The sequence below is a fragment of the Geomonas sp. RF6 genome, from assembly GCF_021044625.1.
Taxonomy (GTDB): Bacteria; Desulfobacterota; Desulfuromonadia; order Geobacterales; family Geobacteraceae; genus RF6.
The window spans coordinates 1876744-1893188 of record NZ_CP087999.1; the positions used below are offsets into that span (position 1 = coordinate 1876744).

Annotated in this window: 12 protein-coding genes; 5 read left to right on the forward strand and 7 right to left on the reverse strand. The window is 67.1% G+C overall.

Annotated elements, in window-relative coordinates:
- Positions 1 to 4 precede the first annotated feature (4 nt).
- From LPW11_RS08065 to LPW11_RS08095, 7 genes are all read right to left on the reverse strand, one after another.
- The gene (locus LPW11_RS08065; RefSeq protein ID WP_230997610.1) at positions 5 to 1090 is read right to left on the reverse strand and encodes an enolase C-terminal domain-like protein; all 1086 of its coding nucleotides are present in this window, start codon (positions 1088 to 1090) and stop codon (positions 5 to 7) included.
- Positions 1087 to 2886 carry a thiamine pyrophosphate-requiring protein gene (locus tag LPW11_RS08070; RefSeq protein WP_230997611.1) on the reverse strand — a complete coding sequence of 600 codons (1800 nt, stop codon included), beginning with the start codon at positions 2884 to 2886 and terminating at the stop codon, positions 1087 to 1089. Before LPW11_RS08070 ends, LPW11_RS08065 begins: the two co-directional genes overlap by 4 nt.
- A gap of 82 nt (positions 2887 to 2968) precedes the next feature.
- Positions 2969 to 4258, reverse strand: a complete 1290-nt coding sequence (locus tag LPW11_RS08075) for a cation:proton antiporter (RefSeq protein ID WP_230997612.1) — start codon at positions 4256 to 4258, stop codon at positions 2969 to 2971.
- Positions 4218 to 5675, reverse strand: a complete 1458-nt coding sequence (locus LPW11_RS08080) for a phytoene desaturase family protein (protein WP_230997613.1) — start codon at positions 5673 to 5675, stop codon at positions 4218 to 4220. The genes LPW11_RS08075 and LPW11_RS08080 overlap by 41 nt, the downstream gene beginning before the upstream one ends.
- Complete coding sequence (locus tag LPW11_RS08085) at positions 5672 to 7741, reverse strand: heavy metal translocating P-type ATPase (RefSeq protein ID WP_230997614.1); 2070 nt, start codon at positions 7739 to 7741, stop codon at positions 5672 to 5674. The genes LPW11_RS08080 and LPW11_RS08085 overlap by 4 nt, the downstream gene beginning before the upstream one ends.
- The gene (locus LPW11_RS08090; RefSeq protein WP_230997615.1) at positions 7722 to 8483 is read right to left on the reverse strand and encodes a sulfite exporter TauE/SafE family protein; all 762 of its coding nucleotides are present in this window, start codon (positions 8481 to 8483) and stop codon (positions 7722 to 7724) included. Before LPW11_RS08090 ends, LPW11_RS08085 begins: the two co-directional genes overlap by 20 nt.
- A 24-nt stretch (positions 8484 to 8507) precedes the next feature.
- The gene (locus LPW11_RS08095; protein ID WP_230997616.1) at positions 8508 to 9788 is read right to left on the reverse strand and encodes a 4Fe-4S dicluster domain-containing protein; all 1281 of its coding nucleotides are present in this window, start codon (positions 9786 to 9788) and stop codon (positions 8508 to 8510) included.
- A 321-nt stretch (positions 9789 to 10109) separates the two neighbouring features.
- Here LPW11_RS08095 and LPW11_RS08100 point away from each other — a divergent pair, with 321 nt between their 5' ends.
- From LPW11_RS08100 to LPW11_RS08120, 5 genes are read left to right on the forward strand one after another with little or no spacing between them, the layout of a single operon-like run.
- Entirely contained in the window at positions 10110 to 11231 is a 1122-nt protein-coding gene (locus tag LPW11_RS08100; protein WP_230997617.1) for an SDR family NAD(P)-dependent oxidoreductase, read from the forward strand.
- Positions 11228 to 13276 carry a GDP-mannose 4,6-dehydratase gene (locus tag LPW11_RS08105; RefSeq protein ID WP_230997618.1) on the forward strand — a complete coding sequence of 683 codons (2049 nt, stop codon included), beginning with the start codon at positions 11228 to 11230 and terminating at the stop codon, positions 13274 to 13276. Before LPW11_RS08100 ends, LPW11_RS08105 begins: the two co-directional genes overlap by 4 nt.
- Complete coding sequence (locus LPW11_RS08110) at positions 13273 to 14253, forward strand: MDR/zinc-dependent alcohol dehydrogenase-like family protein (protein WP_230997619.1); 981 nt, start codon at positions 13273 to 13275, stop codon at positions 14251 to 14253. Before LPW11_RS08105 ends, LPW11_RS08110 begins: the two co-directional genes overlap by 4 nt.
- The gene (locus LPW11_RS08115; RefSeq protein ID WP_230997620.1) at positions 14253 to 15251 is read left to right on the forward strand and encodes a Gfo/Idh/MocA family protein; all 999 of its coding nucleotides are present in this window, start codon (positions 14253 to 14255) and stop codon (positions 15249 to 15251) included. Before LPW11_RS08110 ends, LPW11_RS08115 begins: the two co-directional genes overlap by 1 nt.
- Before the next feature lie 15 nt (positions 15252 to 15266).
- Positions 15267 to 16403 (forward strand): glycosyltransferase family 4 protein, encoded by a 1137-nt coding sequence (locus LPW11_RS08120; RefSeq protein WP_230997621.1) that lies wholly within the window; start codon positions 15267 to 15269, stop codon positions 16401 to 16403.
- Positions 16404 to 16445 lie beyond the last annotated feature (42 nt).

Sequence of the window (16445 nt, forward strand, 5' to 3'; positions counted from 1 at the left end):
TTCCCTACATCCGGTAGCGCCGCGCCACATCCTCCCTGAGCGTCACCCCGAGCCCCGGCCTTGCCGGGGCGGGAGCGAGCTCGCCGCAGGCCGGCTCCACGAAGCCTTCGAAAAGAAGCCTCTCTATCCGCACATGATCGTGAAAGTACTCGAGGTGCCGCACGGCCGGGGAGGCACAGCAGGGGTGCAGGTTCAGCGACGGGGCACAGTGGGCCGAGAGCGGCACCCCGTAGGCAGAGGCCAGGACGGCGGCCTCCATGAAGCCGGAGATGCCGCAACGAGTGGCGTCCGCCTGCAAGACATCGACCGCACCGGCGGCGAGGAGGTCGTGGAAGTAGCCGAGGGTGAAGCCGTATTCACCCGCCGCTATCTCCATGCCGGCAGGAGCCCGTTCCCGCACCTGGCGAAGCCCCGCCCGGTCGGAGTGCGGCACCGGCTCCTCGAACCAGCTCACCCGGTGGGGGAGGATCGCTTCTGCAAGGGCGAGCGCTCCCTTCGGGGTGCAGGCGCCGTTCGCATCGATGAAGAGCTCCGCCTTCGCGCCGATCGCTTCCCGCGCCGCCCCCACCCGATCCACCTCCTCCCGCACCCCCGCCCCCACCTTCATCTTCACCCGGGGGATGCCGTGCTCCACCCAGCCGGAAAGCTGGCGCTGCAGCTGCTCGCGGGTGTAGGTCGTGAAGCCGCCGCTTCCGTAGACGGGGACGCTTCCCCTGGCGCCACCGAGAAGCCGCACCAGCGGGAGATCCAGGAGCTTTCCCTTCAGGTCCCACAAGGCGGCGTCGACTGCGGAGAGAGCGAGCATGCCTATCCCGTCGGCACCGAGGTTTCTAAGGGAGGCGGTCATGGCGGCGCGGCAGGCGGGGATGTCGAAGGGGGTGCGCCCGAGGACGAGCTCTGCCAGCTTTCCCTCGATGAGGGTAGCCGCCGCGGCGTCGGCATAGCTGTAGCCGATGCCGCGTGCCCCCTCCGCGGCGAGGTGGACAAGGACCATGGTGGTGGAGTCCCAGCGGAAGGTGCCGTCCCCCTCCGGGGAGTCGGTGGGGATCTTCAGAACCTCCACCGACAGGTGCTCGACTACCCCCTTCACCTCTTCTTCTCGCTTCTTTGCAGAAGCGCCGACATCATCTGCTTCGCCGACTGCTTCAGGATCCCGGCGACGTTCGGATCCCCTTCAAAGATGGAGGACATGTACCCCTTCGCCTGCTCAAGCGTTATGTGCGGCGGGAGGGGGGGGACGTCCGGGTCGCAGTGGGCGTCGATGACGACGGGGCGGTCGGCGCGCAGCGCCCGCTCCCATGCCGCACCGATCTTTGCCGGGTCGTTCAGCTCGATCCCCTCCAGCCCGAGCATCTGAGCGTACTGGGCGTACGGGAAGGGGGGGAGGTCCTGGGAGGCGCTGAACTTCGGGTCTCCGTTCATGACCCGCTGCTCCCAGGTGACCTGGTTCAGGTCGCGGTTGTTCAGCACGAGGATCACCAGGTGCGGATTACTCCAGCTCTTCCAGTACTTTGAAATGGTGACCAGCCCGTTGATGCCGAGCATCTGCATGGCGCCGTCCCCCACCAGCGCGACGACCGGACGCTGGGGGTAGTTCATCTTCGCGGCGATGGCGTACGGGACCCCCGGGCACATGGTGGCGAGCGTACCGGAAAGGGAGGCCATCATGCCGCGCCTGATCTTCAGGTCGCGGGCGTACCAGTTCGCTGCAGAGCCGGAATCGCAGGTTACGATGGAATAGTCCGGAAGCCTCGAGGAGAGCTCCCAGAAGAGGCGCTGCGGGTTGATGGGGTTGGCGGCGATCATGGCGCGCGCCTCCATGACCTGCCACCACTCGGCGACCTCCCGCTCGATGTCGCTGCGCCAGCCGCGGTCGCTCTTCTTCTCCAGAAGGGGTACCAGGGCGCGCAGCGTAAGGGCGGCATCCCCCTGCAGGTTCACCTCCATCGGGTAGCGCAGCCCCAGCATGCGCGGGTTGATGTCGATCTGCACCCCGCGCGCCTGCCCCTCCTTCGGGAGGAATTCCGCGTAGGGGAAGCCGCTCCCCACCATGAGGAGGGTGTCGCAGTTCATCATGAGCTCCCAGCTCGGCTTCGTCCCCAAAAGACCAATGGAGCCGGTCACAAAGGGGAGATCGTCCGGAAGCGCCGCCTTCCCGAGGAGCGCCTTCGCCACCCCGGCGCCGAGCCGCTCGGCGACCTCGACGACCTCCTCCCCCGCCCCGAGCGCCCCTGCCCCGACGAGCATGGCGACCCTGCGCCCGGAGTTGAGGATCTCCGCTGCGCGCCGCAGATCGTCCTTCCTGGGGACCACCTCCGGCCTGGTGAAGCCGATCCCGGTGAAGGTCGTGCCGTGCTTGCGCTCCGGTGAGGGAACGGCCCCCATCTCCTGCACGTCGTTTGGCAGGATGATGCAGGTCACCGTGCGCTCCGCCATGGAAATCCTGATGGCGCGATCGACGAGCTGCCTGATCTGCGCCGGGTTCGTCGCCATCTGCACGTACTGCCCCGCCACGTCCTTGAAGAGGGAAATCAGATCCACCTCCTGCTGGTACTCCGCCCCCAGCGCCGCCGTCGCCTGCTGCCCTACGATCGCCACCACAGGCTGATGGTCGAGCTTCGCGTCGTACAGCCCGTTCAGCAGGTGTATCGCACCCGGTCCGGAGGTCGCCATGCACACCCCGACCTCGCCGGTGAACTTGGCATGGGCGCACGCCATGAAGGCCGCCTCCTCCTCATGACGTGCCTGTATGAATTCCACCTTCTCCTGGGCGCGGTTCAGTGCTCCCATGACGCCGTTGATGCCGTCCCCGGGATACCCGTACACCCTGCGCACTCCCCAGGCGAAGAGACGCTGCACCAGATAGTCACTGGCGGTTGTTGCCATAGCGGCCTCCAGTCTTTTTTAATTATATTCTTCCAAAATTTTAAGTTCCACCCCCCTCTTGTCAACCAGAGCGCGGGGGAGGCTAAGGGCGGGGGTGCTTCTTCGGCACCAGGCGGCGGAGGGTGGAGCCCTGCACGAGGATGGAGAAGACCACCACCACGTAGGTGGCGAAAAGAAGGACGCTCCTCTCCGGCACAGGGGGGAGCGAGAGGGCAAGCGCAATGGAGATGCCGCCGCGCAGCCCCCCCCAGGTCATAATCCATGCGCTCCCCCAGGAGAAGGGGGTCCTGAGGCGCAGCAGCGCTCCCACCGCAAGGACGGAGAGGTAGCGGGCAAGAAGGACGACGGGGATCGCCAGGAGCGCGGTCACGAGGTGCACCGATGTCAGCGCCCCGCTGATCACGAGGACCTCCAGCCCGATGAGGGTGAAGAGGATCGAGTTGAGCATCTCCTCCACCAGCTCCCAGAAGCGGTCCAGGTTTTCCCGGGTGCGCGGCGACATGGCACGTTCCCGGCCCCGTCCGCCGATGAGAAGCCCGGCCATAACCATGGCAAGGGGCCCGGAGACCCCCACGGAGAGGGCGAGGGAGTAGCCACCGCTCACCAGGGCGAGGGTGACGAGGATCTCCAGCTGGTAGTCGTCGACGCTCTTCATGATGAAATAGCCGGCCCAGCCGAGGATGGTGCCAAAGAGGACCCCTCCGCACCCGGAGCGCAGAAAGAGGAGAAGGGCGTCCGCGGCGTCGAGCTCCCCGCTGCCGCGGGCGAGGCTCAACAGGGAGAGGAAAAGGACGATCCCCACCCCGTCGTTGAATAGCGCTTCCCCCGCGATCTGGGCATCGGTCCTCTTCGGCACCCCGAGGCGGCGCAGGGTCGGAAGAACCGCGACTGGGTCGGTGGGAGAGATGAGGGCTCCGAAGAGGAAGGCGTACAGGGGTCGCACGCCGAGACCAAGGAGGATGCTCCCCCAGAGGAGGACTCCGCCGATGAGGGCAGAGGAGATGAGGACGCCGACTACGGAGAAGAGGGCGATGTCGAACTTCACGTCGAGGAGCTGGTCCATCTGCACGAAGAGCGACCCGGCGAAGAGGAGGAAACTGAGGAGCCCCTCCAGGAGGAGGACGTCGAAGTCGATGCGGGAGAGTACCGCCTGCGCCGGGCGGGCGATGTCCACCCCGAGCGCGAGAAGCGCCATCAGGATAAGGGAGAGAACCAGACTCTGCAGCATGAGCCCGATGGTGGTGGGGAGGCGCAGCAGGCGATGGTTCAGGTAGGCAAACGCCGCGGAGAGGGAGGTGAGGATCCCTATGATCTGGAAGATGCGCATCTCGCTAACGGCGCGGCAGCGACGCGATGACGCAGCGGGCGGCATGGTACCCCGCCATGCCGTGCACCCCGCCACCGGGGGGGGTGGAGGAGGAGCAGATGAAGAGTGTGCTGTCAGGGGTGGCGTAGGGACGCGGGCCGGCGACCGGGCGCCGCACGATCTGGGCCAGGTCCTGGACGCCGCCGTTCACATCCCCCCCTACGAAGTTCTCGTTGTAGAGCTGCAACCCGGCGCTGTTGCGGGTTTGGCGGGCAAGGATGAGCTCGCGGAAACCGGGGGCGAAGCGCTCCATCTGCCGCTCGATCCTCTCGGTCATGTCGACGCGGGAACCGTTCGGGACGTGGCAGTAGGCCCAGCCGGTGTGCTTCCCCTTCGGGGCGCGCTCCGGGTCGAAGAGGCTTTGCTGGGCCACGAGGACGAAGGGGCGCTCCGGGTGTCCGCCGCGCCATACCTCCCTCTCGGAGGCGGCGATCTCCTCCAGCGTCCCGCCGAGGTGGACCGTCGCGGAGTGCAGGCAGGCAGGGTCTCGCCACGGTATCGGCCCGTCCAGTGCCCAGTCGATCTTGAAGACGGCAGGTCCGTAGCGGTACCGGCCGAGCTTCTCCCGGTAGCGCTCCGGAAAGCGGTGCCCGGCGAGGGCGAGGAGCTGGCGCGGCGTGATGTCGAGGATCTTCAGCGAAGCGGCGGGGAATTCGTCCACATTGGCGACCCTCCTCCCGACGAGGATCTTCCCCCCCAGGTGCTCCAGATACTTCGCCAGCGCCGCACTCAGGCGCCCCGACCCTCCAGCCGCCACCGGCCAGCCGGCGAAGTGCCCGAGGGTGCCGAGGACGAGTCCGAAGGAGGCGCTGCCGGCCTGCTCCAGAGGCAGGAAGGAGTGGGCGCACATCCCGGCAATGAGGGCGCGGGCGCGCGTTCCGGAAAAGGCGTTGTGCAGGAAGGAGGTGGCGGGAAGGAGCGCGTGCATCCCGAAGCGCGCCATGGCGAGGGGGTGCCTCGGCAGGTGCACCGGGGCGAGGAGGTCGCGCGACAACCCGTCCCACTTCTCCGTCAGCGGGGCGAAGATCTTCCGGTAGGGGGCGGCGTCCTTCCCGTCGAGGGAGGCGACGGTCCCTTCGATATCGCGCATGAGGAGGACCGTCGTGCCGTCGTCCAGGGGGTGCGCCAGCGCCGCCGGGGGATCGATCCAGCGCAGCCCGAAGCGCTCCAGCGGGAGCTCGCGGAAGAAGGGGGAAGAGGCCGCCAGTGGATGAATGGCGGAGCAGACGTCGTGCAGGAAACCGGGGAGAGTGAGGGGCTCGGTGCGCGCCCCGCCGCCGATCGTGGTGCTCCCTTCCAGAACGGTCACCACGTGGCCGTGGCGCGCCATCTCGATCGCCGCCGCGAGCCCGTTCGGGCCGGAGCCGACCACGAAGACCTCGCGGCGCCCCCCTCCCCCTCCCCTGTCCCCTTTCCTTTTCATGTCGATGGCTCCGAGTGCTGCGGAAAGGCGCTGATGCGCGAGGAGTTCGCCAGCACCGTCAGGCTGGAGAAGACCATCGCCAGCGCGGCGATGAGGGGGTGGAGCCTGCCGAGCGCCGCTGCGGCCAGGGCGACGGCGTTGTAGCCGAAGCTCCAGGCGAAGTTGGCGCGGATGATTCCGCGCGTGCGCCGGCCGAGCTCGACAAGCCACGGCACCAGCAGAAGGTCGTCCGAGAGGACGACGACTGCTGCGGAGGTGCGGGCAAGCTCGGTTCCCCCCCCGAGCGCTATACCGGTGCCGGCGGCCGCAAGAGCTGCCGCGTCATTTATGCCGTCTCCCACCATTATCGTCCTTCGCCCTGCGGCAGCCGCGGCGCGTACCTCCTGCACCTTCTCCTCCGGCGTGCGGGGCGCCGCCACCCTCTCCATGGCGAGGCGTCCTGCTATCTCGGCGGCGGCGACCGCATTGTCTCCGGAAAGAAGGACCGACGGGATTCCGCCGGCGGCAAGGCGCGCGAGGCAGGCGCCGGCGCTTCTGTGCAGGACGTCGCGAAACGTCAGCCTCCCCCGCACCCTCCCCTCCCACGCCACTTCGATCGTCGTGCCGTCCTCGTCGTCGAAGGCCCCAAGGGAGTGGTCGCGCACGAAGGAGACGCTTCCTGCCGTCACCCGCTTTTTCTCACCGTGCCACGTCACGGTTCCGCTCATGCCGCGGCCGGGGAATACCTCCACCTCGCAGGCGTCCCCCCCCGCCACCCCCCTTTTGCGTGCCTCCTCCAGGACCGCCTTCCCGAGTACATGCTCGCTGGCACCTTCCAGCCCCGCCAGCCGCCCCAGCAGCTCCTCTTTCGTCACCTGCGGGTCCCACAGCGTTATTCCCTTCAGCTGGGGGCGCCCTTCGGTCAACGTTCCGGTCTTGTCGAAGAAGGCGAGATCCGCCTCCCCGACCCGCTCAAGGATTTCCCCACCGCGCACCACGACCCCTGCGCGGGCGGCGCGTGCGACCGCGAGAGTGGTCGCCAGCGGGGTGGCGATCCCCATCGTGCAGGGACAGGCGACGACGAGGACGGAGAGTGCGCTTATTCCCCCCTGCGCCGGATCTCCACAGGCCCACCAGGCGAGGAAAGAGAGGGCGGCGAGTCCGACGACGAGGGGGATGAAGAAAGTCGCCGCCCGCTCCGCCGCCCGCTGGGCGGGAGAAGGGACGCGCCACGCCTCCTCTACGAGGGCTACTATCCGCTGCAGGAGAAGTCCGCCAAAAACCTTCTCGGCCCGCACGACGACCACGCCGTCGCCGTTCACCGTCCCGGCGCTGACACGGTCACCCACCGTGCACAGGCGCGGCAGGAACTCGCCGGTGAAGGGGGCCTCCTCGAGGACGCTCCTCCCCTCCTCCACGATCCCGTCCACCGCGACCCTTTCCCCCGGGCGCACCCGGACCAGGTCCCCTACCCGCACCTCCTCGAGCGGCACTTCCCGCCACCCCGCAGCGTCGAGGCGCAGGGCGGAGGGGGGCAGGAGCCCCTTCAGCGCATGGAGGAGCCCACCGGCGCGGCTTTTGGCGGTCGACTCGAGAAACTTCCCGAAAGTCACCAGAACCGGGAGCATGGTGGCGGTATCGAAGTAGACCTGGCCGCTGCCGGCGATGGTGTTACGGGCGCTGACGCCGAAGGCCGCGAGGGAGCCGATTGATATGAGGGTGTCGAGCTTCCACCCCCCCCCTGCGACCTCACCGGCGGCGCCACGCAAAAAGGGGGGGAGGAGGATCGCCAGAGCCGGAGCCGAGAGGGCAAGGAGGATGCAGCGGACCACCGGGACCGTCGTCTGCTCAACGCTCCCGGCATAGAGGAGGAGGGAAAGCATCATCACGTTCATGGCAAGGAGAGTCCCGATTGCGAGGCGAAAGAGATCCCACCCCCGCTTCGCCTCCGGGTGCCGCCCCACGAGGGCCGCCACCACCTTGCAGGCGTGACAGCAGTACGTTGCGCCGTCCCCCCCACCGGAGACGCGCACCGGCAGCCCGCAAAAGGCGCAGAGCGCCATCTTTTCAGTGGCGCTCGCCTGCATGACGCACCTCCCTTGTGACCGTCTCCCCTTTCGGGGGATGGGTGTCATGCCGTGCCCCGCTCCGGGGACATCCGAGGAGGAGGTGGTAAAAGCTCGTGCTGCGAAGGACGGTGCCCGCACCGAGGAGCAGGAGCAGGATCCCCGCAAGGCGCGGCGCCCACCCCCGCACCGCCGGGACGAGGCGGCGCCCCGCACCTGCCAGGAGGAGGAGCGGGAGTGCGGTGCCGGCAGCGAGCCCCGCCATGAGAACGATCCCCGAGAGTACGGAGCCCAGCCGGAGGGCGTGGGCGATGAGCGCGAGGACGACCGGACAGGGGAGGAAGGCGGTCGCCACCCCCGCGAGGAGAGGGGCGCCGGGGGCTCGTGCAGAGCACACCGTGGTAAAGCAGAGGGAGAGGACCCCCTCTCCGCAGCCGTCTCCGCCGCGCACCGGAATCAGCCCCAGGAGGCTCGCCGCCGCGAGAAGGAAGAGCGCCCCCACCACCCAGGCCATGATCTTCTGGAACCAGAGGAAGCCGCCGAGCGCCCCCTCCAGGTACCCTCCCGCATATCCCGCCACCGCGCCGAGAAGGAGGTAGGAAAAGAGCTTTCCGAGATGCCACTGCAGCTCCGATCCCCATCTCCCTCCCTTACCGTGCGACAAGAAGAGTACAAAGCCCCCGCACATGCCGAGGCAATGGGCGAAGCCGGCGATCCCCGCGGCAAAACCGGTGCAGAATGTGGTCACTTCCGGTGCGACCATAACGACTCCAGGGGAGGAAAAGGGTCAATCGGAGAAGGTGGCGACCTCCACGTTCGCGAGGAGGCGCGCCAGGTAGCGCGACTTCAGCTGCCTCGCCGCCAGCGCCTGCTTCACCGGAGAAAGCTTCAGTATCGCCCCCAGCACGGCGGCCATGACGCGGTGGCTCAGATGCGCCTGGTTATCGAAGATGAGGTGCTGCAGCGTCCCCCTCTCGATCGCCATGAGGACGACCCGGTGCGCGGAATTCACCGGCGTGATGACGCGCTGCGCCCTCGGTTCCAGGGCGAGCCCCTCCCGGGGGCAGCTCCTGACGCACACTCCGCAGCCGAGGCAGACCTTCTCGTCGCAGCGGGGCTTTCCCCCCTCGGTCCCGCTCTCGGGGGAAAGAGCCGCCACCGGGCAGAGGGAGACGCAGGCGCCGCAGCCGGTACAATTCCCGGGGGAGAGGACCGGCAGGAAGTTTGTGCTGTACAGCGCACTGGGGATGGCGAGGCGTCGCACCGCGAGGAGCGCCTCGCAGCAGCAGCTGCAGCAGTGGCAGATGAAGTTCACCCGGTCCTGCACGTTGTCCCCGCACTGCACCAGGTTCCGGTCCCGCGCGTCCTGGAGGAGGTCGAGCCCCTCCACCGCATCGACCTGGCGGGCCGAGCCGTGCCGTATCAGCGATTCCGCAGCACCGTTCAGCGTCATGCAGATATCGAGGGGAGCGTCGCACCCCTTCCCCACATGGCTCATCTTGTGGCGGCAGTAGCACATGCCGACGGCGATGGCGCTGGCGCTCCCGATGACCTCGCTGGCGCGCTCGTAGTCGAGGACGCGGGAGGAGTGGCGCTCCGGAAGCGCCTCCTCATTGACAAAGACTCTGCCTATCTGCGTCTCGCCGCCGCAGAATAGCGCCTTGATGAAATCCTCCTCCACGTTCAGGTACTGGTAGAAGAGCTCGGAGAGCCTCTTCTGGTCGATGTTGCGCCGCACCCGCATGAGGGAGAACTCGAAAAAGCCTGCCATGGGGGGAGGTAGAAGGTAGAGCATGACGCCGTCCTGCTCCAGGTCGAGGAGATGCCCGCGGGAGGCGAGCCCCTCCAGGATCTTCTGCGCCTCCGCTTCCGGCTTCCCCCAGACGCCAGCAGCCTTCGCGGCGCTGAAGGGGCGTACGGGGAGTCGGGAGAGGAGGGAGGCCTCCTCCTCGCTGAAGAGCAGCGACAGGATATCGTAGAGGAGCCGGGAGGGGGGTGCCCCCTGGGGGAACTTGTTCAGCCGCAGGACGAGGTCGCGGTAGCCGCTCTGGACGGTGTGATGGGACATGCTCCTCTTTCCGTTGGAGGGGTGTCGCCGGGCAGCAAGGCACGTCCCAGTATATCAGCAGGGTGGCGAGCGGCAAGGCCGCCAAGGGAGCGGGAAGAGACGCTTTTTGACTGTCTTGGACGGTGCGCCGGGCGCCAGTGTGGAGGGAAAGAGAAAGCCGCACCCCCCGGACAGGCATAAATACTGGAAATCGTACGGCAGCAGATTTGACACGATGCGCAGCGCTGTTATTAATAAATATAATTAATGCATATTAAAGACCGACATCTCTAATTATTTTCGCTCCCTGAAACTACGCGAGGGGGGAGGAGGGAAAGGGTCATGGCAGGCACTGTTCTGATCACAGGGGGGGCGGGATTCATCGGTTCGCATCTCGCGGACGAGCTCCTGCGGCACGGCTACAGGGTCCGGGCCCTCGACAACCTCACCCCGCAGGTGCACGGCCCGGCGGCGACGCGGCCGCGCTACCTCGACGATCAGGTTGAACTGGTGCGCGGCGACGTGCGCGACCCCGAGACGGTGCAAAAGGCGCTCGCCGGGGTCGAGGCGGTGTACCACTTCGCCGCGATGGTAGGGGTGGGCCAGAGCATGTACGAGATCGAGAGATACACCTCGGTCAACAACTTAGGCACCGCAGTCGTCCTGCAGGCGATAGCCCAGTCACGGGAGGTGCGCAAGGTCATCGTGGCCTCCAGCATGAGCATCTACGGCGAGGGGCTGTACCGGGACGGAGAGGGGCGCTACCACCAGGGGGTTCACCGTCCGCTGGAACAGCTGAAGCGCGGGGAGTGGGAGCTGTCGGCGCCGGGGGCGGGGGAACTCGTCCCGATCCCCACCCCGGAGACGAAGGCACCCTCCCTCGCCTCCATCTACGCCCTCTCCAAGTTCGACCAGGAGAGGATGGGGCTCATCGTCGGCAACTCCTACCAAATCCCCGTCATCGCGCTTCGCTTCTTCAACGTCTACGGCACCCGCCAGGCCCTCTCCAACCCGTACACCGGCGTTCTCGCCATCTTCGCCTCCCGCCTTTTGAACGGCAACAGCCCCCGCGTCTTCGAAGACGGCCTGCAGAAAAGGGACTTCGTGAGCGTCCACGACGTGGCACTCGCCTGCCGCCTTGCGCTGGAGATCGACCAGAACGAGTCGCAGGTCTTCAACATCGGCAGCGGCACGAGCCACAGCGTCCTTGAGGTGCTGGAGCGGCTCGCGCGGATGCTCGACTGCGGGACAATCGCCCCCGAAATCACCAACACCTACCGTGCGGGGGACATACGCCACTGCTTCGCGGACATAAGCGCTGCCCGCCGTCTCCTCGGGTACGAGCCGAGGGTGACCTTCGAGGAAGGGGTAGCCGAGCTCGCTCAGTGGCTGGAAGGGCAGATCGCGGTCGACCGGGTAACGGAGGCGCACGCCGAGCTGTCGCTGCGAGGACTGACCGTATGAAAGGGACCGGAAAAGGAGGGCTCCCCGGGCATGTGGGGATCGTCGAGTGGTTCCGTCCCGGCGAGCACGACCGGGTTGAGCGGGTGGTCGACTACCTGCAGAAACTGGGGATCGGGAGGGTGAGAACCGGGATCTCCTGGGCCGACTGGTACACCGAAGGGGGGGTGGAGTGGTACGACTGGCTCTTTCCGTACCTCGCCGGGAAGGTGGAGCTCCTTCCCTGCTTCCTGTACACCCCCCCCTCACTCGCCGTCGCGCCGAAGACCTCCGCCCCCCCGAAAAAGGGAAAGGACTACGCGGACTTCCTCGACGTCTGCATCACGCGCTACGGCGCGCACTTCGAGTATGTGGAGCTCTGGAACGAGCCGAACAACCTGAGCGAATGGGACTGGACGCTCGACCCGCACTGGTCGCTCTTCGGGGAGATGATCGGCGGAGCGGCCTACTGGGCGAAGCAGCGCGGCAAGAAGACGGTGCTCGGGGGAATGAGCCCGATCGACGGGCACTGGCTCTGCCGCATGTTCGAGCTCGGGGTGATGCAGTACATCGACGTCGTCGGCATACACGGCTTTCCCGATATCTTCGACTACAACTGGAAGGGGTGGCCGGAGAACATCACCAACGTGCGGGAGGTGCTGGAGGAAAGGGGGAGCCGTTGCGAGATCTGGATCACGGAAGCCGGATTCTCCACCTGGCAGCACGACGAGCAGAAGCAGCTGAAGGTTTTCCTGGAGTTTCTGGAGGCGAAGGCGGAGCGCTCCTACTGGTACGGGGTGGACGACCTCGACCCGGGGCTCGCCGCGGTGGACCGCTTTCACCTCGACGACCGGGAGTACTTCTTCGGATTCCGCAGGGCGGACGGCACGGAGAAGCTCCTCTGCCGACTCCTGGAGGAAGGGGGGGTGCCGGCGGTGCAGCAGATCGCGGAGATCAACGGCTACCCCGCAGGGGGGCGCGCCCCGGATAAGGGGGTGCTGGTCACCGGGGGAGCCGGCTTCATCGGCACGAACCTCGTGCAGCGCCTTCTGGACGAAGGGGAGCGGGTCATCATCTATGACAACATCTCCCGCCCCGGCGTCGAGCGCAATCTCTCCTTCCTGAAGGAGCGCTACGGGAAGGATCTGGAGGTCCGCATCGCGGATATCCGCAACGCCCGCACCCTGGAGAGGGCGGTGGCGGAGGCGAGGCACGTCTTCCACTTTGCTGCGCAGGTCGCCGTAACCACGAGCCTCGAGGCCCCGGCGCAGGACTTCGCCATCAACGGGGTGGGGACCTTCACACTGCTGGAGGCGATCAGGAAGGCATCCTCCCCCCCTTCCCTCCTTTTCACCTCCACGAACAAGGTATACGGAGCGCTGGGGGACATCCCGCTGGAGCGCTCCCACGGCCGGTACCACCCTGTCGACCCGGATCTCCGGGAAAACGGCTTGTCCGAGGCCTTTCACCTCGACTTCCTGAGCCCGTACGGCTGCTCCAAGGGGAGCGCCGACCAGTACGTCCTCGACTTCGCCCGCTCCTTCGGGATCGACGCCACGGTCTTCAGGATGAGCTGCATCTACGGCCCGCACCAGTGCGGCAATGAGGACCAGGGGTGGGTGGCGCACTTCGTCCTCAGCCTCCTTTGCAATGCCACCATTACCCTCTACGGCGACGGCTGCCAGGTACGGGATCTCCTTTTCGTGGAAGATCTCGTCGACGCCTTCCTGCGGGCGCGCTCCATGATGCCTGCTCTCTCCGGGAAGCCGTTCAACATCGGCGGCGGCCCCGAGCGCGCAGTAAGCCTCCTGGAGCTCCTGGAGCTTCTCCGCTCGCTGCACGGGGAGCTGCCGCAGATAGCCTCCGGCCCCTGGCGCACCGGCGACCAGCGCTATTACGTCTCGGATACCCGCCGCTTCACCGAGGCCACCGGCTGGGCCCCCCGCTATTCCGTGGAACAGGGGGTGGCGAAGCTCTATCAGTGGCTCAGGGAGACGCTGCACCTCCCGGCTCGCAGCGGGAAGTCGTACATCGAGCAGGAATACCCGACGACGGGGGTGACCAGATGACAGGGGGGATGCGCGCGGCGGTGATCACCGGACCGGGAGAGGCCGCAATCGCAGAGGTCGCCATTCCCACCCCCGGAGCGGGGGAGCTCCTGGTGGCGCTTGAGGGGTGCGGGGTGTGCGCCTCCAACATTCCGCTCTGGGAAGGCAGGCCGTGGTTCAGCTACCCCGCTCCCCCCGGATCCCCCGGACACGAGGGGTGGGGAACCGTGCAGGGGGTCGGCGCGAGAGTGAGCGGCATCCGCGAGGGGGACCGGGTCACCCTCCTCTCCTACCATGCGTATGCGGAGTTCGAAAAGGTACCGGCAAAGGCGGTGGTGAAGCTTCCGGACGAACTTTCCGGGGTCCCCTTCCCGGGGGAGTCGATGGGGTGCGCGCTGAACGTCTTCAAGCGCAGCGACATCCGCTCCGGGCAGCGGGTGGCGGTCATCGGCACAGGATTTCTCGGGCTTATCGTCACAGCACTCGCGGCACGCAAGGGGGCGGAGGTAACCGCCCTCTCCAGAAGGAGAAGCGCCCTCGATCTCGCCGTCGGCCACGGCGCGGCGCACGCGGTAATCCTCGACGATCACCAGCGGGTCCTGGAAGAGGGGGCGACCCTCAGCGGCGGGAAGGGGTTTGACAGGGTCATCGAGGCGACCGGTCACCAGTGGCCTCTCGATCTCGCCGGTGAGCTCGTGCGGGAACGGGGGAAGGTGGTGCTCGCCGGCTTCCACCAGGACGGACCGCGTTCGGTGAACGTGCAGCTGTGGAACTGGAAAGGGATCGATGTGATAAACGCGCACGAGCGGGAAGAGAGGCGCTACCTGGAGGGGATACGGGCGGCGATCGAGGCGGTGCAGGGGGGGGCGTTCAGGCCGGCAGAGCTGGTAACGCACTCCTTCCCCCTCGACGAGCTCTCCAGGGCGTACCACACCCTCATCGAGCGCCCCGACGGCTTCATCAAGGGGGCGGTGCGCATGACCAGGGGGGGGAAGTAATGAAAAAGAAAGGGGCTCGTCCCCGGCTGGGTTTCCTGGGGACCGGGTGGATCGGCCGGCACCGCCTGGAAGCGATAGCGGCTTCAGGTGAGGCGGAAATCGCCGCCATCGCGGACATCTCCCGTGAAAACGCCGAAGCGGGAAAGATCGCCCCGGATGCAAAGATCGTCTCCACCCTCGAAGAGCTTTTGCCACTGAACCTCGACGGCGTCGTCATAGCCACACCGAGCGCCTTCCATTGTACCCAGGCCATCCAGGCCCTCACCGCCGGCCTTTCCGTCTTCTGCCAGAAGCCGCTCGGGCGGAGCGCGCAGGAGACGGAGATGGTGGTGAGCGCCGCCCGCAGCGCCAATCGCCTCCTCGGGGTCGATTTCTCCTACCGCTTCACCGAAGGGATCCAGAAGATGTACGAGCTGACGAGGGGGGGGGCACTCGGGAAGATGTACGCTGCGGATCTCGTTTTTCACAACGCGTACGGGCCGGACAAGCCGTGGTTCTACAGCGCCGACCTCTCGGGAGGGGGGTGCCTCATCGACCTCGGCAGCCACCTCGTCGACCTCGCCCTCTGGTTCTTCGGCTTCCCCGACGTACGCTGCGTATCGAGCTCCATATTCGCGCAAGGGGAGAGGCTGAAGGACCCGTCCGGGCAGGTGGAGGATTACGCGGCGGTCTCCATGGTCCTCGCGGACGGGAGCGTGGTGCGCCTCGCCTGCTCCTGGAACATCTCGGCGGGGCAGGACTGCGTCATCGAATCGACCTTCTACGGCACGAAGGGGGGGGTCTCCTTCAGGAACGTGAACGGGTCGTTCTACGACTTCATCGCGGAGCACTTCCGCGGCACCGCAAGAGAGACGCTCGCCACCCCCCCGGACAACTGGGGGGGTAGGGCAGCGATAGCGTGGGCCCGCCGCCTCAGAGAGGAAGGGGGAGGGTTCGATCCGGGGGCGGAGAAGCTCGTCACCGTCGCCGCCGCGCTCGACGCCGCTTACGGCAGGTAGGGAGGCGAGGGAGTGATGACCGTACCGGAATACACCGCAGCGTTCCGCCCCGACAGGACAGCACACCGGATCCTCATGACCTCCGACAGCATAGGAGGGGTGTGGAGCTACTCTATGGAGCTCGCGCACGCCCTCTCCCGGTACGGCGTCGAGGTCGTCCTCGCCACCATGGGGCGCCCCCTCTCCCCCGACCAGAGAAAGGAAGCGGAGCGCCTGCAGAACGTGACGGTGGAGGAGAGCGGCTACCGGCTGGAGTGGATGGAAGATCCGTGGGAGGAGCTGCAGCGGGCCGGAGAGTGGCTCCTTTCCCTGGCGCAAAAGCATACCCCCGAGCTCGTGCACCTGAACGGCTACGCCCACGCCACGCTCCCCTGGGACGTCCCCTGCCTCGTGGTGGCACACTCCTGCGTCCTCTCCTGGTGGGAGGCGGTGCGCCGGGAGCCTCCCCCCCCCTCGCTCGACCGCTACAGGGAGATGGTGCGGCAGGGGGTGGCGGCAGCGGACCTTGTTGCCGCGCCGAGTGCTGCGATGCTCGCGGCGGTGGAGCGACTGTACCTCCCGCTGCAAAACACGAGGGTCATCCACAACGCGCGCAGCGGAGGGCACTTCGTTCCGGGGGCGAAGAGGGAGCTTATCCTCTCGGTGGGGCGCCTCTGGGACGACGCGAAGAACATCTCGCTGGTGGAACGGTGCGCCGGCGCACTCCCCTGGCCGGTGTACGTGGCCGGGGAGGAAACGCACCCCGAGGGGGGGCAGGTGGCGATGGAAAAGGTGCGCACCCTCGGATACCTCCCCCAGCAGCGTCTCGCCCCGTGGTACCGGTGGGCCTCCATTTACGCCCTCCCGGCGCGTTACGAGCCGTTCGGCCTCACGATCCTGGAGGCGGCTATGTGCGGCTGCGCGCTGGTGATCGGGGACATTCCGACGTTGCGGGAGCTCTGGGAGGGTGCGGCGGTCTTCATCGACCCGGAGGACGGGGAGGCACTGACCTTTCACCTGCGGGCCCTCTGCGCTGATGCGGCAGCGAGGGGGGAACTGGCGGAGCGGGCGCTGGCGCGGAGCAGGGATTTCACTCCGGAGAAGATGGGCGCGCAGTACGTGGCAGCATACGGGTCACTCCTGCAGGGACGGAGGACAGCGGCAAGCAGGTGACGCCTGTTCATAACTCAAGCGGCGGTAGCAGCAGCACCCGTT